This is a genomic window from Actinoplanes campanulatus, assembly GCF_014647795.1.
Classification (GTDB): domain Bacteria; phylum Actinomycetota; class Actinomycetes; order Mycobacteriales; family Micromonosporaceae; genus Actinoplanes; species Actinoplanes campanulatus.
Genome location: NZ_BMPW01000018.1, coordinates 43,078 through 69,273, shown reverse-complemented (window position 1 = coordinate 69,273; position 26,196 = coordinate 43,078). Strand labels below are relative to the sequence as shown.

The window sequence follows — 26,196 nt, the reverse complement described above, 5'->3', positions numbered from 1 at the left end:
GGAGCATGCCGTTCGACGGGGCCTACCTCCCGATCCTGCGTCCCCGCCGGGGTGAGCTGACCGCGCTGGCGCACCTCTCCGCGGAGGAGGCCGCCCGGGTGATCCCGGTCGTCGAGCTGGAGCCGGACAGCGGACTACTCGCCATGCTCCGGGAGCTCCGCCCGCGTACCGGGACGATCGCCGTCGACTTCGGGCAGTTGCCCGAGATCGACGCCCCGGAGCACCTCGCCGGGCGGCTGGCCGACCTCGGCCTCGGCCTGATCCCGGTGCTGCGGCCGGACGAGAGCGGCCCGCGCCTGGCCGCACACGGCCGGGCCGCGCGGATGCACCGGCGCCGGGCCGTGCTCCGGCTACGGCCGCACGCCGACGCCGGCAACCCGGCCGAGGCCGACGCCGTCACCGAGCGGCTGCTGCGCGCCTCCACCCTCGATCCGGACGACGTGCACCTGCTCATCGACCTGGCCGAGACGGCCTGCTCGGCACACGCCAGCGAGGTGGAGGACCGTGCCCGCCGGGTGCTGCGCTGGGCCCGGGCGACACCGTGGCGGTCGATCAGCGTGGCCTCCGGCGCCATGCCGCCCAACCTCGACGACCTGCCGACCGACCGGCCGGTCGCGGTGGGCCGCCTGGACGCCCGGGTCTGGGCCCGGCTCGGCCAGCCCGGCGTGGGGTACGCGGACTACGGCGTCACCTCACCGGTGCGGCGCCACGGCGTCCAGCATCACCGGCAGCTGCCGACCCTGCGCTACACCACCGAGTCGGATTGGTGGATCTACCGCTGGGCCCGGCGTGGCGGCCGTAGCGACGACCGGTGCCACGACCTCTGCCGCACGCTGGTGACCTCACCGCAGTGGCCGGCGGCGGGCGCGCGCTTCTCCTGGGGCGATGCCGAGATCGCCAAACGGGCCCGGACCGCGCGGGGCGCCGGCAGCTCGGCCAGCTGGATCGCGTGGAGCACCTCGCACCACATCGCGCACGTTCTGCGGGCTCTGCCGGGACACTGAAGTGTCGTACGGTTGTTCTAATGTCGCTCACGGCTGCCCTCGCGTACGCACGGCACGGCATCCCCGTCCTGCCGGTGCACACGCCTGACCAGGGTGGCGTCTGTTCCTGCCACAGAGGAGCGCGATGCGACAGTCCCGGCAAGCACCCCCGTCTCCGGCACGGCCTCAGCGAGGCGTCCACCGATCCCCATCAGATCAGGCTGTGGTGGACGTTCTGGCCACGTGCCAACGTGGGCCTGCGGACCGGCGTGGTGATGGACGTGGCCGACGTCGACTCCGCCGAGGGCTGGCACGGGCTGCGTCACCTCCTCGGCGGCGACGTCCCACCCGGCCCTCAGGTGCGCACCGGCGGCGGCGGCCGTCATCTGTGGTTCCGCCCGACCGGCTGTGGCAATCGCGTCCGTCTGCTGCCCGGGCTCGACTGGCGCGGGGCGGGCGGTTACGTCCTGGCCCCGCCGTCGAGGCACGCCGCCGGCGGCGACTACCGCTGGATCCGGCGCCCGGCCGTGGCCCTGCCGATCGGGCCGGCGACGCTGCTGACGCTGATCGCGGGCCCTCCGCCACCCGTGCGGGAGCATCCGGTCGCGCATCCCGGGCGATATGCGGAAGCGGCCCTGGAGGCGGAGACCGGCCGGGTCGCCCGCGCCCCCGCCGGTTCACGGAACGACACGCTCAACCGGGCCGCCTTCGCCCTCGGGCGACTGGTCGGAGCCGGACTGCTGGCGGAGTCGACGGTGTGCCGGGAGTTGACCGCGGCCGCGCGGCACGCCGGGCTCGGCTGGGCGGAGATCCGCGGCACGCTCCGGTCCGGCCTGACCGCCGGCCGGCGCCACCCGTTCGAGCACGGTCCACCGCACGCGGCCTGACCGGCGGATACGTCCCGGCTGCGGGGTCGGGTCATCCGTTCGGACGAGGCGAAACGGATGATCGGGTCAGGGCTGGAGGGGCGACTCCCCATCTCCCGCCGGTAGCCTGGCAGCGGACCGGCCGGGGGGCGATGGTGCTTCAGTGGGACCTGATCGGCGAAGCCGAGCGGAGAGTGCTCGCCGATCCGTTACGCCTCAGGTCGGTTCGCCGGCTGATCGGTGGCCCGGTGCCCGACGAGGCCTTCGACCGGGTGGCCATGCTGGTCCGCAAGCTGGTCGACGCTCCGATGGGCGTGGTCTGCCTGGTCGACCTGGACCGTCAGGTGCTGGCCGGTCAGGTCGGTGTTCCGGACCCGCTGGCCTCGACCCGCGAGATGCCGCTCACCCACTCCTTCAGCCGCCACGTCGTGACCGCCGGAGAGATGCAGGTCGTGTCGGATGTGCGCACCGACCCGCGGATGCGGGACAACCCCGCCATCGCCGAGATCGGCGCCATCGCGTACGCGGGAGCGCCCATCACCGACCCGGACGGGCTGATCGTCGGCACCCTCTGCGCCGTCGACCACGAGCCCCGCGTCTGGACCCCGAGTGAGATCGCCCTGCTCAGCGAGCTGGCCGCGGTCTGCTCCTCGGAGGTGTGCCTGCGGATCGCCCGGGCCGCCGCGGACGAGGCCCGGCGGACCGCCGAGTCGGCGCACCACCAACTGGAGCTGCTGGCCGAGCTGACCGAGTCGCTGGCCGCCACCATGGACGTGGAGGAGGCCATGCGCCGCCTCGGCGGCATCGTCACGAGCCGGCTCGCCGACTGGTGCGTGGTCGCGATCGCCGACGATCCGGGCGGCCCGGCATCCGTCGTCGCCACACACCGCGATCCGGAGCGCGCCGCCGACATGGGCCGCCTCGCCGCACTCGCCGACTTCGCCCGCGACGATCTGCGCTCGATGCTGCTCGCCGTCCGGCGGGGCGGGCGGCCGTTCCGCAGCGGCGACGGGGCGGCCGACCTGCGGAGCCGGATCACCGACACCGAACTGGCCGAGATCACCACCCGGGCCGGGTTCGGGGCGTCACTGATCGTTCCGATCACCTCACCGGTGCGGCGGCGCGCGCTCGGCGCGGTGCTGTTGGTCAACCACCCCGAGCGGCGGGGCTTCACGGCCGCCGAGGAGTGGACCGCCGCCGAGATCGGCCGCCGGGCCGGGCTCGCCGTGGAGAACAGCCGTCTCTACCGGGAGCAGCGGCACGTCGCCGAGGTGCTCCAGCGCAGCATGCTCACCGATCTGCCGGAAATCCCCGGCGTCGAGCTGCACGCCCGATATCTTCCCGCGCAGGACGGCGCGGCGGTCGGCGGCGACTGGTATGACGCCTTCGCCCAGCCCGACGGCAGCGTCATCGTCGCGGTCGGGGACGTCTCGGGGCACGACATCGAGGCCGCCGCGACCATGGGGCAGCTGCGCAATCTGGTCCGGGGAGATGCCTACGGGCGGGACGAGGAGCCCGGCGCCCTGCTCACCGCGCTCGACAACACGCTGCATGGCCTGCGGGTCCCGGCCTCCGCCACCATGGTGCTGGCCCGGGTCCGCAAGTCCGCGACCGGTTACGCGATCAGCTTCGGCAACGCCGGCCACCCACCGCCGCTGCTGCTCCTGCCGGACGGCTCGGTCCAGGTCTGGTGGGTGCCACCGGAGCCGTTGCTCGGCCTGCCGCCACGCGAACCACGCAGCACCGACCATCGCGATGTGCCACCGGGCTCGACGCTGCTCCTCTACACCGACGGCCTCGTCGAGGATCGCGACCAGTTCCTCGACGACGGCATCGACCGCCTGTCCGCGGTCCTGCGCACCCACGCCGGCCGGCCCGGCGAGGAACTGTGCACCCGCCTGCTGGAGGTCGCCCCCCACCGCAGCGACGACATAGCCCTACTGCTGGTCCGGTTGGGCTAGCTGTGCTTGATGGCTTCGCTTCGCTCCGCGGCAAAACGCCTTGTAACCGGTGTCGAGGCAGGTGATCTCCCGCCGCCAGCAAACCCCGCTGGCGTCGGGAGATCACTTGCCTCGACACCGGCGGCGTTTTGCGGGGGGACGTCGAGTGCACCGCCGTCCAGCTCAGCGTGACCGTTCCGTGGGAGGGGATCTTCGCGGCTGGCTCTCAGCGCTGTCTCGAGGCCGTTGAAACAGCCCTGAGAGCTGTGACGAGATCCACGGCGCGGAGGCACCTGGAAGTTGTCAGGTGCGGTGATCGGCGTGCCGGGAGGCCTCGGGCTCTGCGTCGGCGGCAGTAGCGAGGGCTGGGTCGGCGTCGGGGGCGGCGTCGGGGGCGGGGGCGGAGGCGGGGTCGGAGGCGGGGTCGGAGGCGGGGGCGGGGGCGGAGGCGGGGGCGGCGGCGGGGGCGGGGGCGGAAGTGGGTGCCGGTTGAGGGGTGGGGGTCTGGTCGGTGGGGGTTGGCGGGCCGCCGTGTGTCCATGGGGTTTCGGCGGGGTCGGGCAGGACGCCACTCGGGCGGTAGGCCTCGCTCAGGGTGGTGAGTATGAGGTGTTCGCCGACGGCGGGGACCGAACCCGGCTCGGCCACCAGCTTGCGGCCCATCCCGCCGGAGAGCTCCAGGAGGACGTCGTGGCCTTCGGGGGCCGCCGGGGTCACCGAGACGACCCGGGCCTTCTGGGACGGGCGGGTGGGCGAGGTCAGGGAGGTGCCGGGTTCCATCCGTACCGGCTCGGTGGTGTGGACCATGATGCGCGGGCGGAGGACGGGCCGTTTGCCGCTGTCGTCGATGCGGTCGGCTTTGGCCAGGGTGACGACCCCGGCGAAGGCGGTCCCGGTGAGGCGGTATTCGGCCAGGACCAGCGGGTCGTCGAAGGCGCGCTGGACCGCGTAACGGGTGGCGGCGTTCTCCAGGCGCTGCAACCGGGCCGCGGCGGCGACCGCCCCGTCGCGGCGGGGCTGGGGTGGACCGCCTTCGGCCAGGTGCTGGGTGAAGGCGGTGAAGGCGTCGCGGTCGGTGTCCCAGCGGAGCCGGACCCGTTCCCCGGCCGGGAGCCGGCGGAGCAGGGTGAGCGTGCGCCACATCCGCTCCCAGGTGGGGAGCAGCAGGTCGCGGAGTACGTCCGGGAGTTCCGGGGCGGACCGTTCGATGAGCGGGGCCAGCACCCGGTTGTCGAAGTCGGGATCGGTGGCGGGGCCCGCGACCGGGCCGTTCTCGGCTTCCCGGGCGGCCGCCGCGCCGGACTCGATCCACGCCAGCTGGGCGCCGAACTGGGCGTCCTCGGCGCCGCTCTGCCCGGTCGCCCAGTGCAGGCCGAGCGCCTGGACCGCGTTGACCAGCAGCGATGAGCCGGGCACCTCGGCGGTGTTGGTGAAGAAGGTGAGCCATCGGCCGAGCAGCGGCACAGCGGCCGGAACCGGGTTCTCGCCGTCGACCGTACGGAAGCGGGTGGATCGCCCGAAGAGCCGCAGGAAGTCGATGCCGCCGGGGTTGGGCACCCAGATCTGCGGGGCGTCGACGTAGCGCTGGCGGACGTCCTTACCGCGATCTACCGGGACGTCCTCGGTCCGGTCCGTGAACGAGTCGAGGTACGGGACCAGCACTCCGGCGAGTTCCGCAGCGAAGGCGAACCGGTCGTCCCGGTTCCGCGGCTGCGCGACGGCCAGCAGCCGGGGCCGTGCCGGGTCGGTGCCGACCAGGGCGGCGAGGGGCGCGTTCGCCTCGCCCGCCATGGCCAGCGGGATCAGGATCAGCGGATGGTCGTGCACATGCAGGTGGCGGACGGTCGCGATGGGCTGCGCCCGCCCTTCCGCGACGGCCAGCGCCCGCGCGAGCGCGGTCAGCGTACTCACCGAAACACCACCGGAAACACGACGAAAAGAGGGTGGGTCAAGGCAGGACCTCGGTGCGGAGGCGGAGGGCGGCCCGCAGCATCGCCGCCGCCTCGGCCTGTTCCTCGGTGGGCTCGCGCTCACCGGAGGCCAGCGCCAGCACCTCCTCGACGGTCTCGATGCCGCCGAGCGACTCCCGGACCGTACGCCCGAGCGCCGCCGTGCTGCCCGCCGCCTCGCTGCGACAGAAGACGGAGAGCTCGCAGGCGGAGAGGCATTCGGGCGCGTACCGCGGCTCGATGTGCCCGAGGGCGGTCACCAGCAGCGCCGGGTCGAGGGCCAGGTCGAAGCTGAGGTCGTCGGGGAGGGCGTCGGCCAGCGCGTCGACGGAGGCCAGCCGGGAGAGCTGGCGGCGCAGGGTGGAGAGCTGTTTGCGCACGTCGAGGACGACCGCGACGGGCCGGAGCGAGAAGTTCTCCGGGCAGACGAGCACGACCTCGTGGCTGACCAGCGACGGGTCCAGGCCGAGCCGCTCCAGCAGGGCGCGCAGGGCGAGCACGTAGACGGCGGCCTGTACGGCGGCGCCGGACACCTTGGCGCTCTCCGCCTGCCCGTCGACGATCGCGAACGACTTGATCTCGACGACCTGGAGGCGGCCCTGGTGGGCGTACGCGATCAGGTCCGGTTCGAGGTAGACGGTCTGCCCGGCGACGTCGAGGGTGAGCAGCGGATGGTCGATGAGGGCGGCCGTGGCGCCGGCGAGCAGGCCGGCCGTCCGGTCGTGCCGGGAACCGAGGGTGTCGTCGTCGTCCGCACCCAGGTCCTGGTAGCCGACGCCGAGGTCGACCTCCAGCACGGACCGCAGCAGCGCGCAGTCGTCGGCTTTGAGCATGGCCTCGAAGGCGTTGCCGCGGGTCAGGGCGAACCGCGACTGGCCGAAGCCGCCGGGGAAGCCGACCCGTTCGGCGAGCTTGAGTTTGTCGATGCCGGCCGCGTCGAGGACGGCCCGGCGGTTGCAGCCGGGGTTGCCGGTGAGCGCGGCGATGGTCCGCGCGTTGTGGCGCTTGGCCCGCCCGGAGCCGCGCAGCTGGTCAAGACGAGACATCGGATCCGTTCCTGAAGATCGGAAACTCGACTCTAGAACGTCGGAATCGAAGCGGCAATTCACCCACGGGAGGTGAATAAATCGCACATATCAGACACAAAGCCGCGAGCGCGCTACGTTCGGGGCATGCCGAAGGCCATCTGGAACGACGAAGTGATCGCCGAGAGCGACGACACGGTGGTACTCGAGGGCAACCACTACTTCCCCCTCGCCAGCGTTCGTGAGGACGTGCTCGTCCCGTCGGACACGCACACCGTCTGCCCCTGGAAGGGCCGGGCGTCCTACTACTCGCTCCGGGCGGACGGCGAGACCGCGCCGGACGCCGCGTGGTTCTTCCCGGATCCGAAACCGGATGCCTCGGCGGTCCGCGACCGGGTGGCGTTCCGTAGAGACGTCCGAGTAGAGGCCTGAACCCACCCTCGGAGGCCCGCTCACGTGATACGGGGGTGGGCCTCCTCGATCTTCCCGACCTCCAGATAGTCGAGCAGGTCACGCTGCCCCTCGGGCTCCAGCGCGAAGAACGCCGCGTACGCCTCCTCCCGCGCGTGCGTGGTCTCCGCCGCCAGCAGCGCGATGATCGCCGACCAGGCCAGCGAGACCCGGTCGAAGAGCCGCGCCCGGCGCAGGGACGTGAGCCGCGACAGCATCGCCACCTTGGTCGCCGCGTCGTCGTCGAGCGCGACCCGGTCGCAGAGCTCGAAGAGGGCCCTCCCCCGGTAGGGGTGCTCGGACTCGATCATCCGGGCCAACTCGGCGTTGCTCATCCGGTCGACGGCCGGCGCCGGCCCGCGCCGCGGCAGTGACGCCCCGGGTTCACCGTGCACGGCTGTCCCGCCCGCTCTCGAACCCGTTGCCCGGCAACTGATGCGGCAGCGTGGGGGTGTGGTGGAAGGTCGGGAACTCCGGAACCGGCATCACCGGCTCATCGACGTCGGCCACGAACCCGGCCGGCTCCGGCTCGTCGCCGGTCCGCGCGGCGGCCTCATCGAAACCCAGCACTTTGCCCTCCATTACCTGGTTACTGCGGTGATGCCCCATGAGATCACGGCCGTACAAACCCCGCGAGCACCCACCGCGATGACGCCCACCCCTCACCCGACCCGGCGACCGCCGTAACCTTCAGGCAACGCATCGATCGCCACAAGCGGCTCGCGGAGGAGAAGACAGTGCACGAGGGGCAGGACGACGGCGGGCCGGCGGAGTGGCGCTCCGTGATGATCGACCTCTCCGATTCCTCCCTCGCGGACTTGGTCGAGCTGACCGGGCAGGACGACTCGGCCCTCGCCCGGGCATTGCGCCGGGTCACCGGGGACGGCCGGTCCGGCGAGCCGATCGCCGGGTTCAACTCCGCACTGTGAGCGCCGGTCCGCCCATGACCGTACAACCGTTCCGGCTCGGCGACGCCGCCTTCGCCGCGCTGGGCGCCGGGCGTCCCTCCGGCGACACCCTCGGCGCGTTGCGCCGCGCGGAGCTCAGCCGCCATCTGCTTCTCCTCCGCGAGGTGCGGCGCGGCCTTCCGTCAACCCCTGTCTGGTACGCGGAAAGCGCGGCCGGCGACTCCGGTTCCGCCCGGGATTGGATCGCCGACCCGATGACCGGCCTGTGGGCGGCCGAGGCGCTGCGCCGTGGCCCGTCGGCGATGCCCGCCCCCGCTCCCCGCAACGGCCACCGGCTCACCGCCTCCCACGATGGCCTGACCCTGTCGGTGCGCCTGGAGGACACCGATCCGGTCCGCGCCCACCTGGGTCTGGTCCCGTCCGCCCCGGTCACCCCCGAGGAGCTGGCGCACTGGCGGTCCTGCCTGGAACGGGCCTGGACGCTGCTGGCCGGCGAGCACCGCCCGGCCGCCACCACCCTGGCCGGGGTGCTGCGGGTGATCGTCCCGGTGCGGCCGGACCCGACCGCCGACGGGATCAGCGCCACCTCGGCGGAGGCCTTCGGCGCGGTGGCCATGTCGGCGCCGCCGGATCCGGTGGCTCTGGCCGTGGGCCTGCTGCACGAGACCCAGCACAGCGTCCTGAACGCCGCCGGCCTGCTCTTCGACCTGGTCGAACCGGACGGCACGAGGGGTTACTCGCCGTGGCGGGACGATCCGCGCCCGGCCTTCGGGGTGTTGCACGGCGCCTACGCGTATCTGGCCGTGACCAGGTTCTGGCGGGGGCGGGCGCGGCGGGACCGGTACGCCGGGTTCGAGTTCGCCCGCTGGCGCACGGCCGTCGCGGAGGCCGCGTCCGGGTTGCGGGACTCATGCGCGCTCACCCCGGCCGGGGACAGGTTCGTGTCCGCCCTGCTCGACGAGGTGCGCCCGTGGCTGGCCGAACCGGTGGACCCCGAGGTGGAACGCCTGGCCGGCCTGGCCAACGCCGACCACCGGCTGCGCTGGCGGCTACGGAACCTGCGCGTCGGCCCGGTGGACACGGCCCGGCTCGTGGCGGCCTGGCGGTCCGGGCGGGACGCGCCGGAGGTGACGCCGCTTCAGGTGCCGTGGTCGGGGCGGGAACTGGCGGACGGTTCCCGGTTGCGCCTGGTGAAGGCGCTGCTGAAGGGTGAGTCGGCAGCTCCGCCCGGCGGTCGCGGCAATGGCGCGGATGCCGCCTGCTTGCGGGGTGCCCACGGCAGCGCGCGACGAGCGTACGAAATAGATCTTGAAGTTGATCGTGGGAACGACGCGGCCTGGGCGGGCCTCGCCCTGGTCTCCCCGCACCCGGCCGTGCGTGCCCGGCCCGAGGTGATGCGCGCCGTCGCCCAGGCCGTCCCGGAGGCCCCGATCGCGGTGCTCGCCGACTGGCTCGGGAAACCCCGCCGCGGATGACTCAACCAGGCCCCGCCGGTACCGATGTTCCTCGCCGGAGGTGCAAAATGGGTCGCAATGCTCTGTGGGATCGGGTGCGGATCGTCGTCGACGACGCCGTGGTGCTCGCGTCGCTGGTTCTGCTGGCCTGGCCGGCGGCCGATCCCGCGCAGCCCGGCGGGCTGACCGGCCGGATCGTGCCGCTGCTCGCGGCGCTCTGCCTGGGCACGGCCGTGCTGCTGCTGGACACCCGGCGCGGTCTGCTGCGGTATGCCACGGTGGCCGCCGCGCTCACCACGGTAGGCATCCGGCATCTCACCGGCGGGTTGCACCCGGGCGCGATCTGGTTGTTGCTGCTGCTCGCGGCGGCCGGGCTGCTGCGGCAGTTCCTCAGCCACCGGGCCGACCCGGACCGGAACCGGCAGCAGGCCCTGCTGGCGCAGCAGGCGTTCCGCGACCCGCTCACCGGGCTCGGCAACCGGCGGATGTTCGTCGAGTACGCCGAGGACGTCCTGGCCGAGCCGGCCCGCACCAAGACCGCGGTGATCGTGGTGGACCTGGACGGCATGAAGGACGTCAACGAGATGTTCGGGCACGCGGTCGGCGACGACCTGCTGCGCGCCGCGGCCGAACGGCTCGCCGAGAACGTGCGCGCCAACGACACCGTGGCCCGCCTGGACGGCGACGAGTTCGTGGTGCTGCTGTCCGGCCTGGAGGACGAGCACGCCGCCGTCGGGGTGGCCGAGCGTGTCCTCACCGAACTGCACCGCCCGTTGCAGCTGAACGGGCTGGCGATCAGCATCCGGGCCAGCGCCGGCGTCGCCATCTCCGACAGCGGCGACATGCTGGACGGTGTGCTGCGCCGCGCCGACCAGGCCCTGATCCGGGCCAAGCGGGACGGCGGCGGGGTGGCCCGGCGGTTCGACCCGGTGCTGTTCGCGAAGGCGGAGCAGCGGCGGCTGGCCGAGCAGGATCTGATGCGCGGTCTGGAGGCCGGCGAGTTCGAGGTGCACTACCAGCCGATCGTCGACCTGAACGCCGGCGGCATGACCGTCGGTGTGGAGGCCCTGGTCCGCTGGCGGCACCCGGAGAAGGGCCTGGTCCCGCCCGCGCTCTTCCTGGAGCTGGCCGAACAGCTCGGGCAGGTGCCCCGGCTCGGCGGCTGGGTTCTGGAGGAGGCCTGCCGGCAGGCGACGAACTGGCAGAACCAGTTCCCCGGTTTCGAGATGAACGTCAACCTGTCGGCGTCCCAGCTGACCAACCCGCGGCTCGTGGACGAGGTACGGGAGGTGCTCGCCCGTACCGGTCTGCCCCCGAAGGACCTGGTGCTGGAGCTGACCGAGTCGGTGGCGCTCACCGACCTGGTCGAGTCGGCCCGGGTGCTCAGCGCGCTGAAGGCGCTCGGCGTACGGATCGCGCTGGACGACTTCGGCACCGGCTTCTCGTCGCTCAGCCACCTCAGCACCCTGCCGGTGGACGTGGTCAAGATCGACCGCTCGTTCGTGCAGGCCATGCCGGAGACCGGTGGGGCGTCGGTGGCCGAGGCGGTGCTGCACATCGCGCGGACCTTCAACCTGGACCCGGTGGCCGAGGGCGTGGAGGACGCCGGGCAGGCGGAGCGGCTGCGCGAGCTGGCCTGCGGCCGGGCCCAGGGCTTCCACTTCGCCCGGCCGATGCCGGCCGTCGAGGTGACGGACCTGCTCGACAAGCAGTCGGCGGAGATCCTATAGCGGCGGCAGATCGATCTCCGTCTCCACGGCATGACCGGCGGCGGTCACCCGGAACACCGGGTGGCCGTCGCCGTACGCCTTGGTGAACGCGTCGAGCGCCTGCTGCCGAGCCGCGTCGTCGCCGCCGGTGAGCGCCAGGTTCCACGAGCAGGCCACGGTGTCCGGATGATCCGGCCCGCGGACCGCCCGGGAGCGGCGCAGCGTGTCGGCGGCCAGTTCCCGGGCCTGCTGCGCCCGGCCCACCGCGGCGAGATCGGCGGCCAGCCCGTTCGCGCAGCCCAGCGCGAACGGATGATCGGCCCCGACGCTGCGCCGCAGCCCGCCGAGAACCTCCTCGCCGATGGTCCGCGCCTCGGCGTGCCGGCCCGCGGCCCGGATCATCCCGGCCAGCCCGGCCGACGCGGCGAGCGTGAACGGATGTTCGTCGCCGAGCACGGCGTGATATCGGGTGACGGCGCGTTCCAGCAGCTCGTGGGCATGATCGAGGTCGCCGTCCGCGCGGGCGCAGTGTGCCGCCGACACGGCGGCGGCCAGGGTGTCGACGCTCAGCTCACCGAACCGCTGCCGGCAGACCCGCAGGTTGGCCTCGGCCAGGGCGCGGGCCGACGGGTCGCCGCGGCGGCGGGCGACCATCGCGGCGGCCCGGCCGGCCCACAGCGCGAAGATGTGGTCCTCCGGCAGGTCCGCGCCACGGGCGGCCAGCACCTCGGCGGCGCCCGCGTAGTCGCCGAGGCCGAACAGGTCGAAGGCCAGCCCGGCCCGGGTCGCCACGATCTCCGGATGGCCGTCCACGAAGATCGCCTGCCGGTGCCGCAGCACCTGCTCGTCCAGCACCCGGGCGCCCCGGAAGTCGCCGAGCAGCCGCAGGTCGGCGGCGAGGTTGTTGGCGCAGCGCAGCGCGGTCGGGTAGCCCTCGCCGAACAGCCGGCGGTAGCGGACCAGATTGTCCGCGTCCAGCTGCCGGGCCTGCCCGAAGTGGCCCTGGATCCGCAGGTCGCCGCCGACGCTGTTGGCGGTGGTCAGGGTGGCCTCGTCGTCGGCGCCGGCCACCTCCCGCTGGGTGCGCAGGGTTTGCAGGTTCAGGTTCCGCGCGTCGGCCGTGCGCCCGACCGCCCGCAGCGCGTTGGCCAGGTGGAACGAGGCCAACAGGGTCTGCTCGGCGGATTCGCCCAGCGCGTCGCGCCAGCGGGCCGCGGCCGAGCCGGCCAGATCCCGGCTGGAGTCGTAGTCGCCGCGGGCGAAGTGGTACCGGACGCAGTTGACCACCAGCTGGCGGACCTCCTCGGCGTCGCCGCCGAGCAGGTCGGACTGGATCAGGTGCGGGGCCAGCTCGGCGTACCGGTACCAGCCGGCCGGGTCGTCGGGGTCGCCCGGATCGGCGGCCGCCAGCATGCCCCGGACCGTACGCTGGAGCGCCTCGTGCCGCTCCGGGCTGAGCTCCTGGCCGAACATGCCCCGGATCAGCGGGTGCACGGTGAGCCGCTCCCCGGCCGGGTCGAGCTCGGCCAGGCCGTACCGGCTGATCCGGCGCATCGCGGCTCGCAGCCGGCGCTCCACCCGGACGATGCCGGCCAGCTCCGGCTCCAGCGGCAGGGTGCGGGCCGCCCACAGCAGCCGCCAGGAGATCGGCGCGCTGGCCAGGAAGGTGCACAGCTCCAGCAGCATCCGGTCGCCCGGGACACCGGCGCCGAGCGCCTCGGCGGCCAGCCCCCAGGCCACCCGGATCGGGGTGGCTTCGGCGGCGCGGCGATCAAAGTCGGACAGGTAGGCGGCGGCGCTCCGGCCGGTGGCGTCCCGGACGGCGGCCGCCAGGTCGAGGGCCATCGGCACGTCGTCGAGGCGGTCGGCGATCCGGTCGGCGTCGGCCGCGGACAACTCCGGCCCCCGCGACCGCAGCAGGTCCACGCTGTCCGCCCGGGAGAACACCGGCACCGGGAGGGCCTGCGCCACCTCGGCCGTCCACCGTGGGTCGCGGCTGGTCACCAGCACGTGCCCGGCGCCGCTGGGCAGGTACGGCGTGATGTCCTCGGGCCGGTTGGCGTTCTCGAAGACGATCAGCCAGTTCCGGTACGGCTCGCCCCGGCTGAGCGCGTCACGCACCGCGCCGAGTGTCCGGTTGAGGTCACGAGCCTCCGGCACCCCGAGCCGCTGGGCCAGCCCGGCCAGTGACGCCCGTGTCCCGGCGGTCTGCTCGGCCGGAATCCACCAGATGAGGTCGTACGCGTCGGCGTGGCGGTGGGCGTACTCGATGGCGAGCTGGGTGCGCCCGGTGCCGCCGAGTTCCTGCTCCGGACTCGGCAGCAGCACCACCGGACCGTCGCCGAGCAGGCCGCGGACCCGGGTCAGCAGGTCATCGCGGCCCACGAAGCGAGGATTGCGCGGCGGCAGACCACCCCGGTTCGGCATGCCGATTACCGTACGTGGATCCCTCGCCACAGAAAAGGATGCCCGGTCACGCCGGGACGCGGAGTTCCTCGATGACGGGAAGCCGCTTCCCGGCGTAGAGCATCAGGCTCAGGACCGCGCCGAGGATCGCCAGGCCACCGGCCACGTACCAGGCCATCGTGTAGTCGCCGAACCGGTCGCGGGCCAGCCCGGCCGCGGTGGCGGCGGCCGCCGCGCCGAACTGGTGCGAGGCGAAGACCCAGCCGAAGACGATCGGCCCGGCCGCGCCGAAGTACTCCCGGCAGAGCGTCACGGTCGGCGGCACGGTGGCCACCCAGTCCAGCCCGTAGAAGAGGACGAAGATCAGCATGCTGGGGTGCGCGGTGGCCGCGAACAGCGACGGCAGCACCAGCAGGGACAGCCCGCGCAGCGCGTAGTAGGCGCACAGCAGGATCCGGCTGTCCACCCGGTCGGTCAGCCAGCCGGACGCGATGGTCCCCACCACGTCGAAGACGCCGACCAGCGCGAGCAGCGTCGCGGCGGTGGTCTGCGGCATCCCGTGGTCGTGCGCGGCCGGGATGAAGTGCGTGCCGACCAGTCCGTTGGTGGTCGCCCCACAGATCGCGAACCCGCCCGCGAGCAGCCAGAACGCCCTGGTCCGGGCAGCGTCGCGGAGGGCCCGCAACGCGTTCCCCGCGGCCCCTCCGGCCGGTTTCACCGGCGCCTCGATCTCGGTGGCCCCGAGCGCCGGGACGCCCACCTCCGCCGGGTGGTCCCGCAGCCTCCAACCGAGCAGGGGTACGACGGCGAGCGCCGCGATCGACACGGTGACCGCCGCCGTACGCCAGCCGTCCGACTCGACGATCCGGGACAGCACCGGCAAGAAGATCAGGTTGCCGGTCGCGCCGGCCGCGGTGAGCACGCCGGTGACCAGACCGCGGTGCCGGACGAACCAGCGCCCGGTGATGGTGGCGACGAAGCCGAGGGCGAGCGAGCCGGTGCCGAGGCCGACCAGCACGCCCCAGCAGAGCACCAGCTGCCAGCTCTGGGTCATCCACAGGGTCAGGCCGGAGCCCGCGGAGACCAGCAGCAGCGCGGTCATCGCGACCCGGCGGACGCCGAACCGGTTCATCAGGGCCGCGGCGAACGGCGCGGTCAGGCCGTAGAGCAGCAGGTTCACCGAGACGGCGGCCGAGATGGTGCCGAGCGACCAGCCGAACTCCTCGTGCAGCGGCTGGAGCATGACGGACGGGGTGGCGCGGAAACCGGCCGCGCCGAGCAGTGCCACGAAGGTCACCGCTGCGACGGACCAGGCGGGATGAATACGTCTCACGACATCGATCCTGCTGTGTGGACAGGTCACAAACGAGTGGCCGGAGAGCCATCATGCGCAAGAATCAGGCCATGAAGCATCTCATCGCGATCCTCGTACTGGAAGGCCTGGTCCCCTTCGACCTGGGCACGCCCACGCAGGTCTTCCTGTCGGCGCGCGACGACGACGAGAACCGGCTGTACCGGGTCCGGGTCTGCGGTCCGGCCCCGGTGATCGCCGAGTCCGGTTTCACCCTGATCCCGGAGTACGGCCTGGAGCAGCTCGCGGAGGCCGACACGGTGATCGTCCCGGGGATCCACAAGGGCGGCCCGGTGACCGACGGAACCCTGCCGGACGAGGTGCGGGAGGCGCTGGTCGCCGCCGCGGCCCGGGGCGCCCGGATCGTCTCCATCTGCACCGGGGCGTCGGTGCTTGCCGCCGCCGGCCTGCTGGACGGCCGCCCGGCCGCCACCCACTGGGCCTGGGCCGAGCGGATCGGCGGGCTGTACCCGCGGGTGCGATGGGACTTCGACGTGCTCTTCGTCGACGACGGGGACGTGCTCACCTCGGCCGGGGTGGGCGCCGGGGTGGACCTGTGCCTGCACATCGTCCGCAGCGACCACGGCGCCGCGGTGGCCAACCGGACGGCCCGCCGCTGCGTGGTGCCACCCTGGCGGGACGGCGGTCAGGCGCAGTTCATCGAGCGGCCGGTACCGGACGCGCACGGTTCGGGCACCGAGCCGACCCGGGCCTGGGTGCTGGACCGGCTGGCCGATCCAGTCACCCTGGAGGAGATGGCCGGGCACGCCCGGATGAGCGTACGGACGTTCACCCGCCGGTTCCGTGACGAGACCGGGCTCAGCCCGCGGCAGTGGCTGCTCCGTCAGCGGGTCGAGCACGCCCGCATCCTGCTGGAGTCGACCGATCTGGCGGTGGAGTCGGTGGCCCGCCGGGCCGGGCTGGGCAGCGCCACCGCGCTGCGGCAGCACATGCACGCCACGATCGGGGTGGCGCCGTCGGCGTACCGGCGGACCTTCCGGCCTGATCTTCGCGCCCTCAGTTCCGGGCGAAACCTTCCGATGGGGCAATGAGCACTCTTTCCCTCCGCCTCCGAGGTACGCATGGATCAGACCTTCCGCCCGCTGCTCGACGCCCTGAAACAGATCGGCGTGGACCCCGCCGCGGTCGACCGTGCCGCGGCGGAGGCCCAGCGCAGCGGCCGGTCGGTGCGCGCGGTGCTGATCAACGACCAGGTGGTCACCGAGGAGCAGCTCACCGAGGCGGCCGCCGCGGCGTTCGGGATCAAGACGCTGGACCTGGTCGGGTTCACCCCGGAGCCGGCCGCGCTGAAGCGGATCCCGCTGCCGGTGGTGCTCCGGCACCGGGTGCTCGGCCTGGCGATCAACAACAACGAGCTGGTCGTCGGCGTCACCGACCCGGCCGACGTGGTGGCGCTGGACGACGTACGGGCCTCCACCGGCATGACCATCCGCCCGGTGGTGGTGGCGCGCAGCGAGGTCCGCCGGTACATCGAGCGGCTCCAGCGTGAGGGCGCCGACCTGGCCGACCTGGCCGACGAGGGGCAGGACGACCAGGCCGGCATGGCGGCCCAGGCCACCAGCACCGACGACGCCCCGATCGTCCGGTACGTGAACAGCCTGATCGAGCAGGCCGTCATGAACCGCGCCTCCGACCTGCACCTGGAGCCGACCGAGGACGACATGCGGGTCCGCTACCGGATCGACGGCGTGCTGCACGAGGTGGACATCGTGCCCCGCGGCGTGATGTCGGCCCTGATCTCCCGCATCAAGATCATGTCCGGGGTCGACATCACCGAGAAGCGGATCCCACAGAACGGCCGGATCACCGCCCTGATCCGGGACCGTACGGTCGACCTGCGTACCGCCACGCTGCCCACGGTCTGGGGCGAGAAGATCGTGCTCCGGGTCCTGGACACCGGCGGCGGCATCGACCTGGACCTGGCGAAGCTCGGCTTCACCCAGCACAACCTGGAGCGTTTCTCCGCGTCGTTCAGCAAGCCGCACGGGATGGTGCTGGTCACCGGCCCGACCGGCTCCGGCAAGTCGACCACCCTGTACGCCACCCTCGGCAAGATCAGCCGGCCGGAGATCAACGTGATCACGGTCGAGGACCCGGTCGAGTACCGGCTGCGCGGCATCAACCAGGTACAGGTCAACGCCAAGGCCGGGCTGACCTTCGCGGCGGTGCTGCCGGCGATCCTGCGTACCGACCCGGACGTGGTCCTGATCGGTGAGATCCGGGACGGCGCCACCGCGCAGATCGCCGTCGAGGCCGCGCTCACCGGTCACCTGCTGCTCTCCACGCTGCACACCAACGACGCCCCGGGCGCGGTCACCCGGCTCACCGAGATGGGCATCGAGCCGTTCCTGGTCGGCTCGTCACTCGACTGCGTGCTGGCCCAGCGTCTGGCACGGCGGATCTGCGACTGGTGCAAGGAGCCGTACGCCCCGACCGAGGAGGAGATCATCGGCGCCCAGTGGCCGCTGGCGGATCTGGCCTACCCGGAGGTGCTGTACCGGCCAATAGGCTGCCGGAACTGCGCGAACACCGGGTACAAGGGCCGGATCGCGGTGCATGAGGTGATGCCGGTGAGCCCGGAGATCGAGTCACTGTGCATCCGGCGGGCCGCGGCCGGCGAGATCCGCGAGGTCGCCGTGGCCCAGGGCATGTACGACCTGCGCGCCGACGGCCTGGCCAAGGCGGCGGGCGGCCTGACCTCGATCCGCGAGATCTCCCGGGTGGCCGTCTGAACGGTTGCAGGGCTGTACCCGCACCGCACCCGAGCGCTCCTAAACCGGACTCCCCCGGTGCCGAATCAACAAGCGTCGGGAACACCGAGCGGGACCGGGGGAACAGATGAGCACGCTCCAGCACGAGGCACGGCCCGGCGCCGTCGCCTCCCCGAACGACCTGGACGTGCTGAACCAGTTGCTCATCACCCTGGTCGAGGCGAACGGCTCCGACCTCCACCTGACCGTCGGCTCCCCGCCGATGATGCGGGTGAACGGCTCGCTGCGGCCGGTGCCCGGTTACGGCAGGCTCAACACCTCCGACACCGAGCTGCTGGCCCGCGCCGCGGTCACCCCGGAGCAGTGGGAGATCTTCCTGCGGGAGCAGGAGATGGACTTCGCGCACAGCATCGTCGGCGTCTCCCGGTACCGCGGCAACCTGTACCGCCAGCGGGCCTCGTACGGCGCGGTCTTCCGGGCCATCCCGCACAAGATCAAGCCGCTGGACGAGCTGGGCATGCCGGAGTCGGTGGCCCGCTTCGCCCATCTGCCCCGCGGTCTCGTCCTGGTGACCGGCCCGACCGGTTCCGGCAAGACCACCACCCTGGCGTCCCTGCTCGACCTGGCCAACCGCACCCGGGCCGACCACATCATCACGATCGAGGACCCGATCGAGTTCCTGCACCCGCACAAGCGGTGTGTGGTGAACCAGCGGGAGGTCGGCGCCGACACCGACACCTTCGCGACCGCGCTCAAGCACGCGCTGCGGCAGGACCCCGACATCATCCTGGTCGGCGAGCTCCGTGACCTGGAGACCACCGCGACGGCGCTGACCGCCGCGGAGACCGGTCACCTGGTGATGGCGACCCTGCACACGCAGAGCGCCACCCAGACCATCGACCGTGTCATCGACATCTTCCCCCCGCACCAGCAGCTCCAGATCCGCGCCCAGTTGGCGGCCAGCCTCCAGGGCGTGGTCACGCAGGCACTGGCGCCGACCGCCGACGGAAAGGGACGCCAGGTGATCTGCGAGATCCTGACCTGTACGCCGGCCATCCGGAGCCTGATCCGGGAGGGCAAGACGCACCAGATCCCGTCCTTCATGCAGGCCGGCGGCGGCGAGGGCATGCTCGCCTTCGACCAGCACCTGGCCGAGAAGGTCCGGGAGGGCCTGGTCAGCTTGCCGGCCGCGCTGGAGATCTGCCATTCCGCCGAGGAACTCAAGCGCCTCGTGGGACGGGTGTGATCCGATGCCGTCAACCAAGACTTTCCGGTACGAGGCGATCGATGCCACCGGCAAGAAGGCCAAGGGCACCATCGAGGCGCCCAACGAGGCCGCCGCCACCCACATGCTGCGCCAGCGCGGTGACGTGCCGCTCGGCGTCACCGAGTCCGGCAAGGGTCTCCAGAGGGAGATCAAGATCCCCGGCCTGGGCAGCGGCGTCAAGCTGAAGGATCTCGCCGTGTTCGCACGGCAGTTCGCCACGATGACCGCGTCCGGCATGTCGCTGCTGCGGTCGCTGGCGATCCTCGAGGAGCAGACCTCCGCGCCGGCGCTGAAGAAGGCGATCGCCGAGGTGAGCACCGACGTGGCCGGAGGCGCCGGACTCTCGGCGTCGATGGCCAAACACGACCGCGTCTTCCCGCGCCTGATGATCGCCATGATCCGGGCCGGTGAGACGGGCGGCATGATCGACCAGGCCCTCGAGCAGATCGCCGAGAGCCTGGAGAAGGACACCGCGCTCCGCGGCAAGATCAAGGGCGCGCTGACCTATCCGGCGATCGTGCTGGCATTCACCTTCGTCATGATCGCCGGCGTACTGATCTTCATCGTCCCGATCTTCGAGGAGATGTTCAAGAACCTCGGTGGCGAGCTGCCGGCGATCACCCAGTTCCTGGTCACCACCAGCCACAACATGGGCTGGATCGGTCCTCTCGTGCTGGGCTCGATGATCGGTGGAAGCGTCCTCTACAAGCGCCGGATGCGCGCCAGCGAGGAGTTCCGCCTCAGGGTCGACAAGATCAAGGTGCGGATGCCCGTCTTCGGGCCGCTGCTCCAGAAGCTCGCCATGAGCCGCTTCTCCCGCAACCTCGGCCTGCTCCTGAACGTCGGCGTTCCGGTCATGCAGGCACTGACGGTGGTCGGCGAGACCACCGGCAACGAAGTCATCAACGCCGCGATGAAGGACGTCCAGGCGACGGTCCGGGACGGCAACCCGATGTCTTCGGCACTACGGAATCACCCGATCTTTCCGGCCATGGTCACTCAGATGATCGAGGTCGGTGAAGAGAGCGGTCAGATCAGTCAGATGCTCGACAAGGTTGCCGATTTCTACGACCGCGAGGTCGACGCCGCGGCCGAGTCCCTGACCGCGTCCATCGAACCCATCATGGTGCTCGTCATGGGCACCGTGGTCGGCGGCATGGTCATCTGCCTCTACCTGCCGATGTTCACGATCTACCAGAACATCCAGGGCTGACGGCCCGGCAACGACGCCACCGCCGTTCTCCCGGCCGACTCCCGACGGCCGACAGCAACACCCTCCCGGGCGCCCGAGCCCGGCCCTTCCCCAACCACCCCACGCCCATGGAGGCACCCCTAATGCAGGACATCATCGCCCGACTCCGCGCCGGCAAGAAGAACGACGAGGGCTTCACCCTGATCGAGCTCCTGGTCGTGGTGGTCATCATCGGTGTGCTGGTCGCGATCGCCGTGCCGGTGTACCTGAACTACCGGCAGGGCGCCGCTGACAAGTCGGCTCAGTCGGACGTGCGCGGCGCGATCAGCGCGGTCGAGCAGTTCTACACCAACAACAACAACAAGTTCCCGGTCTCGAAGAAGGAGGACAGCGGCACCGCCACCAAGCTGGAGCTGCCGGCCGTGGCCACCGGCGGCACCGCGGCGACCATCACGCTGTCGGACAAGACCAAGCTCGGCTACGTCAAGGTCGACGAGAGCACCTACAAGATCTGCGCGACCAACACCGGCGGCAGCGAGAAGTACTACCTGTACGACAGCTCGACCGGTGGTTCGGTGGCCGACGCCGGCAAGAAGCTCGACCTCGCCAGCTGCGCCTGACGCACCGCTCCCGGGTGGCGCCGACTCCGGCGCCACCCGGACCCGCTCCCATCCCCTGACGAACCCGAGGAGGACCGCCGTGCCCCAGACCCTGCTGATCGGCATCGTGGCCCTCCTCGGGCTCGCCGTCGGATCCTTCCTGAACGTCGTGATCCACCGGGTGCCCCGCGACGAGTCGCTGGTCCGCCCCGGGTCACACTGCCCCGAGTGCGGCAACCCGGTCCGGGCCCGGCACAACGTGCCGGTGCTCGGCTGGCTCGTGCTGCGCGGCCGGTGCGCCGACTGCGGCACCCGGATCAGCGCCCGCTACCCGCTGGTCGAGGCCGGCACGGCCGTCCTCTTCGCCGCGGTCGCGGCCCGCTTCGGCTGGTCCTGGGAACTGCCCGCATACCTCTACCTGGCCGCCGTCGCGATCGCCCTGGCGATGATCGACCTGGACGTCATGCGGCTGCCCAACAAGATCGTCCTTCCCTCGTACGGCGTGGCCGTCGCGCTCCTGGCGCCGGTCTCGCTGGCCGCCGGCTCCCCCGGGGACCTGCTCCGCGGCGCCCTCGCCGCGGTCCTGCTCTACCTGGTCTACCGGGTGCTCGCGATCTGGGGCATGGGCGGCGGCGACGTGAAGCTGGCCCCGCTGCTCGGCTTCTACCTCGGCTGGCTCGGCTGGAACGCGGTCACGGTCGGCGCCTTCGCCGCGTTCCTGCTCGGTGGCCTGGTCGGCGGCGTCCTGCTGGCCCTCAAGCTGGTCAGCCGCAAGACCCGGGTGCCCTTCGGCCCGTACATGCTGGCCGGCGCCTTCCTGGCGGTCTTCGCCGCGGCGCCGCTCGCCGACTGGTACACCACCACCGTGCTGCTCCCCTCCGCCTGAATCCGAACACCGCTGAGAAGGAAGGAAGACCGATGGCTGGCGCACCGCCGATCGGGCTCGACATCGGCTCGTCCTCCATCCGGGCCGTCGAGGTCCGGCGCAGCAAGGACGACTACTCCCTGATCAACTTCGGCCAGTTCCCGCTGGAGCCGGGCGCCGTCTCGGCCGGCGTGATCCAGAACCCGGCCGCGGTCACCGCGGCGCTCAAGCAGCTCTGGGCCGCCTGCAAATTCGGCACCAAGCGGGTCACCCTGGCGGTCACCAACCCGCAGCTGGTGGTCCGTGAGACGTCGATCGCGAACCTGCCGGCCGGCCAGATGCGCCAGGCCCTGCCCTTCCAGGTCAAGGAGCAGCTGCCGCTGGCGGTCGAGCGCTCGCTGCTCGACTTCTACCCGCTGGAGCAGCCCGGGGACAACCCGACCGTACGCGGACTGCTGATCGCCGTGCCCAAGGAGGCCGTGGTCACGCTGGTCCAGGCGGTCCAGAAGGCCGGCCTCAAGGTCAAGGGCGTCGATCTCGCCTCGTTCGCCATGCTGCGCGCCGCCTCCCGGCTGGACGCCCAGGTGGAGGCGATCGTCGACATCGGCGCCAACATCACCAGCGTGGTGGTGCACGCCGACGGTGAGCCGCTGTTCGTGCGTACCCTGCCCCGGGGTGGCGCCGAGATCACCGAGAGCATCGCCGGACGCCTGGGCCTGGAGACGGCCGAGGCCGAGGCGCTCAAGTGCCGGTACGGCATGCACGGCAACGGCAACCCGGACGCGGTGGCCGCCCTGGTCGACGCGGTCCGCCCGCTCTCCAGCGAGCTGCGCAGCTCGTTCACCTACCTGGCCTCCGGCGAGCGGCAGAAGCAGGTCACCCGGATCTCGCTGTGCGGTGGCAGCTCGCTCATGCCCGGCCTCGCCGAGCACCTCCAGGAGCAGCTCGGCGTCGCGGTCAGGTACGCGGACAGCGCGGCCCGGCTGCGCGACACCCGCAAGGCGCGCGAGCGTGGTTTCGACAGTTTCGTGCCGTCGGCGGCGGTGTCGATCGGCCTCACCCTCGGAGCGGCCTGATGACCCCCACCGCACTGATGCCCGTGGACCCCACGGTCTCGCCGCAGCAGGCGGCCCGGATCCTCACCCTCCGCGCCGACCTGCTGCCCCCGGAGATCCGGGACGGCCGCCGGGCCCGGCGCACCCGCTCGCTGGTCATCGTGCTGGTGCTGGTCACGCTGGCCGGCCTGGGCACCTGGTACTGGCAGGCCGGGCTGGCGAAACAGGCCGCGGAAGACGAGTACAACGAGACCTTCCAGTCGCTCACCGACGCCCGGTCCGACCAGAAGACCAAGAAGCTCGAGGCCCTGGTCGAGTACCAGGAGGGCGGCGAGGCGCTGGACACCGAACTGAAAGCGGTGCTGGCGAACGACCTCTCCTGGACCAACATGATGAACCTGCTGCGGAACAAGGCCCAGAAGGGCGTGACGATCGACGAGATCACCGGCAGCCTGGTCGAGGAGAAGAGCGCCGAGGCGTCCGACGGCGTCGTCGGCAGCCTGACCGTCACCGGCACCGCTGAGGACAAGCGCCTGGTCGCGGACTACGTGAACCGGCTCGGCGACCTCAAGCACGTGGCGAACCCGTTCGTCACCAGCGTGACGAAGGAGACCGACGGCGACTTCACCTTCAGCGTCTCGGTCTCGATCACCGAGAAGGCCCTGTGCGGCCGGTTCACTTCCGACTGCCCGAGTGGAGGCAAGTGATGACCGCACGCCGTATCGACCAGATCTGGCTCGTCGGCGGCCTGGCCCTGACCGTCCTGCTGGCGGCGGGTGGCTGGTTCCTGCTGATCAAGCCGCAGTACACCGCCCGGGACACCGTGCAGACCGACACCGCCGACACCCAGATCCAGCTCATCAAGGAACGGAAGAGGCTGGCCGAGCTCACGGCCCAGCTCAAGAAGGTCGACACCTACAAGGCCACCCTGGTCGAGGCGCAGCAGGCGCTGCCGTACGGGGAGAACACCAACAAGATCCCCGAGTTCTTGAAGCAGCTCCAGATCCTCGGCACCAAGTACGGCGTCGACGCCAGCGGCTACAGCGCCTCGGCGCCGGTGGAGTCCGAGACCACGCCGACGGTGAATCGGCTGCCGATCACCCTCAACATCGAGGGCGAGAAGGTCGACGAGATCCTCAAGTTCGTCAAGCACCTGCAGAGCGTGCAGCCGCGCGCCGTGCTGATCGAGAACGCCAAGCTCAGCGGCAACGACGAGGACGGCTGGGAGGTCAACCTGACCCTGAGCGCCTTCGTCACCACCACCGAGACGATCTCGGTCGACTCATGAGTGGCCGCTGCAACCGGCCCGCAACCGATTAGCTCTTCTCGACCGGCCCTCCTCGCCGAACAACCAGATGTCACCGAGGAGGAGCTGCCGATGAACCAGAACCTGATCCTGATCGCCGACGACGACAGCGACGTGCGCGACATGCTGACCGTGACGCTGGAGGAGGCCGGTTACCAGGTTCTCGCCGCGAAGGACGGCACCACTGCGGCTCGCATCATGACGCGCGCCAAACCGGTCGGCCTGATCACCGACGTACGCATGCCGGACATGAACGGGATGGAGCTTTGCCGTCTGGCCCGCAACAACCCGGAGCTGCGCGACATGGCGATCCTCATGGTGTCCGGCAACAGCCACACCTACGACGTGGACGCGGGCCTCAGCGCCGGCGCCGACGGCTACCTGTCGAAGCCGCTGTCCCCGCGCCATCTGATGGCCGAGCTGCAGTCCCTGATCAGCCGCCGCTACGTCGGCGCGGCTTCCTGAAAGAAGAACCGGGAATTCCTGTGGAATTCCTATGCATGGTCGCCAAACTCTCGCATTCTCCCGAAACGACGGATATCGTTACGCCCGGCCCGTGCCGCTCCCCCCGTAGCGGCACGGGCCGTCCCGGTTCGCCGGGGTTACCCCGGATCAAACCTTGGCGCAGGTCAGCACCGGCGCGCCGGAGCTCCCCGATCCGATGAGCCCGAACTGGGCACTCCCGCCGGCCGGCAGCGTCCCGTTCCAGGCCGCGTTGCGGACCGTGACGGTCGAGCCCGACACACTGAGCACTCCGCCCCAGACCTGGGTGATCGACTGACCGGAGGCCAGGGTCCAGGTGACGACCCAGCCGTTCGGCGTGCCACTGCCCGCGGCGACGATGACCTCACCCTGGAAACCACCCTGCCAGGAGCTCGTCGTCCGGAAGGTGGCCGTGCAGGACCCGCCCGTCGACGGCGATCCGGACGCGGACGGCGATGTCGAGGGCGAGGTGGACGGCGACGCCGAGGTCGACGGTGACGGTGACGCGGTGGACGGCGTCACGCTCGGCGAGGTCGACGGGTCCGGCGCCGAGCTCGCCAGGCTGTACGCGAGGTCCGGCTGGAACGACCCGGCCGCGTAACGGCATCCGTCCGCCTCACCCGGCGGCTTGACCCAAAGGTACCCGTCGATGTTGGCGTCGCCGGTGTTCGTGGTCGGGTACTGCCCGATCCGCCGGTCGGTGTTGTCGTCGCCGCACCAGTCACCGCTGGCCCCACCGTTGCGACTGGTGTCGATCACCTGCCGCTTGCCGGTGATGCCCTGGCCGTTGAGCGCGCTGATGATCGACCGCCCGTACGCCGACTCGGCGGAGGTCCCGTTGAAGTTGGACACGTTGGTGTAGAAGCCGTCGGCGGCGGCGACACCGGCGGCCGCCAGCCGGGACGCCTGGTCGGCGGCGCTGTTCCAGGCGGAGTGGCCGGCGTCGAGGTAGACCTTGGCGTTCGGGTTGGCCGCCTTCAGCGTCTGGGTGGCGGTACGCAACGCCTGGTTACGGGCCGCGATCTCGGTGCTGCTCAGGCAGGTGAGCAGCGCGATCGAGTCGGGCTCGAGCACCACGACGGCCGTCTGGCCGCCGAGCCCCTGCGCCGCCCCGTTGATCCAGGTCTGGTACTGCGTCAGGTCCGGCGCACCACCCGAACTGGCGCCACCACAGTCACGATTGGTGATGCCGTAGAGCGTGAGGACCGGAATCTGCCCGGCCGCGTTGGCGGCGCCGACATACGCCGACACCTCGCTGCGGATGGTGGAGACGTTGAACGAGGCGAACCAGCGCGAGGCGGGCTGGCTGGCGACCCGGTTACGGATCACCGTGGTGCGCGAGTCGTTCGGATTGGCCTGCACCCAGCGCGCCACAGCGCTGTCCGGGTCACGGTAGAGCGTGCCACTGATGGTCCCGGCCGAGGCGGCGCCGGTGGCCGCCCAGAGGCGGCACCCACCGTGGCACAGACCACGGTGGTAGCCAGGATCTTGGAACGAGAACGGGAACGGGGACGGGTGGGGAACACGGGCCACTCCTGGGGATGAGGGATGCCGAGTGGGAGCGCTCCCAAGATACGGCCGACACCGTGTCACCACAAGAGACAGGGAAACCGAGAACGCCCGGACCGAGGTCCGGGCGTTCACGAACGGGGCAGA

General features: G+C 71.7%; 24 protein-coding genes. 17 read left to right on the top strand and 7 right to left on the bottom strand.

Annotated elements, in window-relative coordinates:
• Positions 1-5 precede the first annotated feature (5 nt).
• The 3 genes from IEZ13_RS30755 (at position 6) to IEZ13_RS30745 (ending at position 3,810) form a co-directional block, all read left to right on the top strand.
• Positions 6-1,004, top strand: a complete 999-nt coding sequence (locus IEZ13_RS30755; RefSeq protein WP_183224916.1) for a beta family protein — start codon at positions 6-8, stop codon at positions 1,002-1,004.
• Between the two features lie 20 nt (positions 1,005-1,024).
• Positions 1,025-1,870 carry a bifunctional DNA primase/polymerase gene (locus IEZ13_RS30750; protein ID WP_183224917.1) on the top strand — a complete coding sequence of 282 codons (846 nt, stop codon included), beginning with the start codon at positions 1,025-1,027 and terminating at the stop codon, positions 1,868-1,870.
• A gap of 131 nt (positions 1,871-2,001) precedes the next feature.
• On the top strand, positions 2,002-3,810 hold the full coding sequence (locus tag IEZ13_RS30745; protein WP_183224918.1) for a SpoIIE family protein phosphatase: 1,809 nt from the start codon (positions 2,002-2,004) through the stop codon (positions 3,808-3,810).
• A gap of 282 nt (positions 3,811-4,092) precedes the next feature.
• On the opposite strand, the gene IEZ13_RS30740 is transcribed toward IEZ13_RS30745, so the two are convergent.
• Both IEZ13_RS30740 and IEZ13_RS30735 read right to left on the bottom strand, forming a co-directional pair.
• The gene (locus tag IEZ13_RS30740; RefSeq protein ID WP_229795258.1) at positions 4,093-5,700 is read right to left on the bottom strand and encodes a hypothetical protein; all 1,608 of its coding nucleotides are present in this window, start codon (positions 5,698-5,700) and stop codon (positions 4,093-4,095) included.
• A gap of 37 nt (positions 5,701-5,737) precedes the next feature.
• A complete protein-coding gene (locus IEZ13_RS30735) occupies positions 5,738-6,784 on the bottom strand; it encodes a hypothetical protein (protein WP_183224919.1) in 1,047 nt (348 codons plus the stop codon).
• Between the two features lie 126 nt (positions 6,785-6,910).
• Here IEZ13_RS30735 and IEZ13_RS30730 point away from each other — a divergent pair, with 126 nt between their 5' ends.
• Positions 6,911-7,195, top strand: a complete 285-nt coding sequence (locus tag IEZ13_RS30730; protein WP_183224920.1) for a DUF427 domain-containing protein — start codon at positions 6,911-6,913, stop codon at positions 7,193-7,195.
• A gap of 20 nt (positions 7,196-7,215) precedes the next feature.
• Here the strand turns inward: IEZ13_RS30730 and IEZ13_RS30725 are convergent, their stop codons facing one another.
• Together IEZ13_RS30725 and IEZ13_RS30720 are read right to left on the bottom strand one after the other, a co-directional pair.
• Complete coding sequence (locus tag IEZ13_RS30725; protein ID WP_229795257.1) at positions 7,216-7,608, bottom strand: hypothetical protein; 393 nt, start codon at positions 7,606-7,608, stop codon at positions 7,216-7,218.
• A complete protein-coding gene (locus tag IEZ13_RS30720; protein ID WP_183224921.1) occupies positions 7,598-7,783 on the bottom strand; it encodes a hypothetical protein in 186 nt (61 codons plus the stop codon). The genes IEZ13_RS30725 and IEZ13_RS30720 overlap by 11 nt, the downstream gene beginning before the upstream one ends.
• Positions 7,784-7,950: 167 nt before the next feature.
• Between IEZ13_RS30720 and fxsA the strand changes: the two genes are divergently transcribed.
• From fxsA to IEZ13_RS30705, 3 genes are read left to right on the top strand one after another with little or no spacing between them, the layout of a single operon-like run.
• A complete protein-coding gene (gene fxsA / locus IEZ13_RS30715) occupies positions 7,951-8,142 on the top strand; it encodes an FxSxx-COOH cyclophane-containing RiPP peptide (RefSeq protein ID WP_229795255.1) in 192 nt (63 codons plus the stop codon).
• Between the two features lie 14 nt (positions 8,143-8,156).
• Positions 8,157-9,596 carry an aKG-HExxH-type peptide beta-hydroxylase gene (locus IEZ13_RS30710; protein ID WP_183224922.1) on the top strand — a complete coding sequence of 480 codons (1,440 nt, stop codon included), beginning with the start codon at positions 8,157-8,159 and terminating at the stop codon, positions 9,594-9,596.
• Positions 9,597-9,643: 47 nt separating this feature from the next.
• Positions 9,644-11,305, top strand: coding sequence for a putative bifunctional diguanylate cyclase/phosphodiesterase (locus tag IEZ13_RS30705; protein WP_183224923.1), 1,662 nt, complete (start codon positions 9,644-9,646; stop codon positions 11,303-11,305).
• Here the strand turns inward: IEZ13_RS30705 and fxsT are convergent.
• Positions 11,300-13,711, bottom strand: coding sequence for an FxSxx-COOH system tetratricopeptide repeat protein (gene fxsT, locus IEZ13_RS30700; RefSeq protein WP_183224924.1), 2,412 nt, complete (start codon positions 13,709-13,711; stop codon positions 11,300-11,302). The two genes, IEZ13_RS30705 and fxsT, sit on opposite strands and share 6 nt — an antisense overlap.
• 46 nt (positions 13,712-13,757) lie before the next feature.
• Complete coding sequence (locus IEZ13_RS30695; RefSeq protein WP_183224925.1) at positions 13,758-15,023, bottom strand: MFS transporter; 1,266 nt, start codon at positions 15,021-15,023, stop codon at positions 13,758-13,760.
• 53 nt (positions 15,024-15,076) lie between these two features.
• Here IEZ13_RS30695 and IEZ13_RS30690 point away from each other — a divergent pair, with 53 nt between their 5' ends.
• From IEZ13_RS30690 to IEZ13_RS30645, 10 genes are all read left to right on the top strand, one after another.
• Positions 15,077-16,093 carry a GlxA family transcriptional regulator gene (locus tag IEZ13_RS30690; RefSeq protein WP_183224926.1) on the top strand — a complete coding sequence of 339 codons (1,017 nt, stop codon included), beginning with the start codon at positions 15,077-15,079 and terminating at the stop codon, positions 16,091-16,093.
• Positions 16,094-16,123: 30 nt separating this feature from the next.
• Positions 16,124-17,794 (top strand): GspE/PulE family protein, encoded by a 1,671-nt coding sequence (locus IEZ13_RS30685; protein ID WP_183224927.1) that lies wholly within the window; start codon positions 16,124-16,126, stop codon positions 17,792-17,794.
• A gap of 106 nt (positions 17,795-17,900) precedes the next feature.
• Positions 17,901-19,019: a type IV pilus twitching motility protein PilT gene (locus IEZ13_RS30680; RefSeq protein ID WP_183224928.1), complete on the top strand. Its 1,119-nt coding sequence runs from the start codon at positions 17,901-17,903 to the stop codon at positions 19,017-19,019.
• Positions 19,020-19,023: 4 nt separating this feature from the next.
• Positions 19,024-20,253 (top strand): type II secretion system F family protein, encoded by a 1,230-nt coding sequence (locus IEZ13_RS30675; RefSeq protein WP_183224929.1) that lies wholly within the window; start codon positions 19,024-19,026, stop codon positions 20,251-20,253.
• A gap of 107 nt (positions 20,254-20,360) precedes the next feature.
• Complete coding sequence (locus IEZ13_RS30670; protein WP_311733703.1) at positions 20,361-20,852, top strand: prepilin-type N-terminal cleavage/methylation domain-containing protein; 492 nt, start codon at positions 20,361-20,363, stop codon at positions 20,850-20,852.
• Positions 20,853-20,931: 79 nt separating this feature from the next.
• Positions 20,932-21,717 (top strand): prepilin peptidase, encoded by a 786-nt coding sequence (locus IEZ13_RS30665; RefSeq protein WP_183224931.1) that lies wholly within the window; start codon positions 20,932-20,934, stop codon positions 21,715-21,717.
• 32 nt (positions 21,718-21,749) lie between these two features.
• A complete protein-coding gene (pilM, locus tag IEZ13_RS30660; protein ID WP_183224932.1) occupies positions 21,750-22,772 on the top strand; it encodes a type IV pilus assembly protein PilM in 1,023 nt (340 codons plus the stop codon).
• Positions 22,772-23,458: a PilN domain-containing protein gene (locus IEZ13_RS30655; protein ID WP_183224933.1), complete on the top strand. Its 687-nt coding sequence runs from the start codon at positions 22,772-22,774 to the stop codon at positions 23,456-23,458. Before pilM ends, IEZ13_RS30655 begins: the two co-directional genes overlap by 1 nt.
• Positions 23,458-24,039 (top strand): type 4a pilus biogenesis protein PilO, encoded by a 582-nt coding sequence (pilO, locus tag IEZ13_RS30650; RefSeq protein WP_183224934.1) that lies wholly within the window; start codon positions 23,458-23,460, stop codon positions 24,037-24,039. Before IEZ13_RS30655 ends, pilO begins: the two co-directional genes overlap by 1 nt.
• A gap of 90 nt (positions 24,040-24,129) precedes the next feature.
• Positions 24,130-24,522, top strand: a complete 393-nt coding sequence (locus IEZ13_RS30645; RefSeq protein WP_183224982.1) for a response regulator — start codon at positions 24,130-24,132, stop codon at positions 24,520-24,522.
• 147 nt (positions 24,523-24,669) lie between these two features.
• On the opposite strand, the gene IEZ13_RS30640 is transcribed toward IEZ13_RS30645, so the two are convergent.
• Positions 24,670-26,073, bottom strand: a complete 1,404-nt coding sequence (locus IEZ13_RS30640) for a glycoside hydrolase family 6 protein (protein WP_229795252.1) — start codon at positions 26,071-26,073, stop codon at positions 24,670-24,672.
• Positions 26,074-26,196 lie beyond the last annotated feature (123 nt).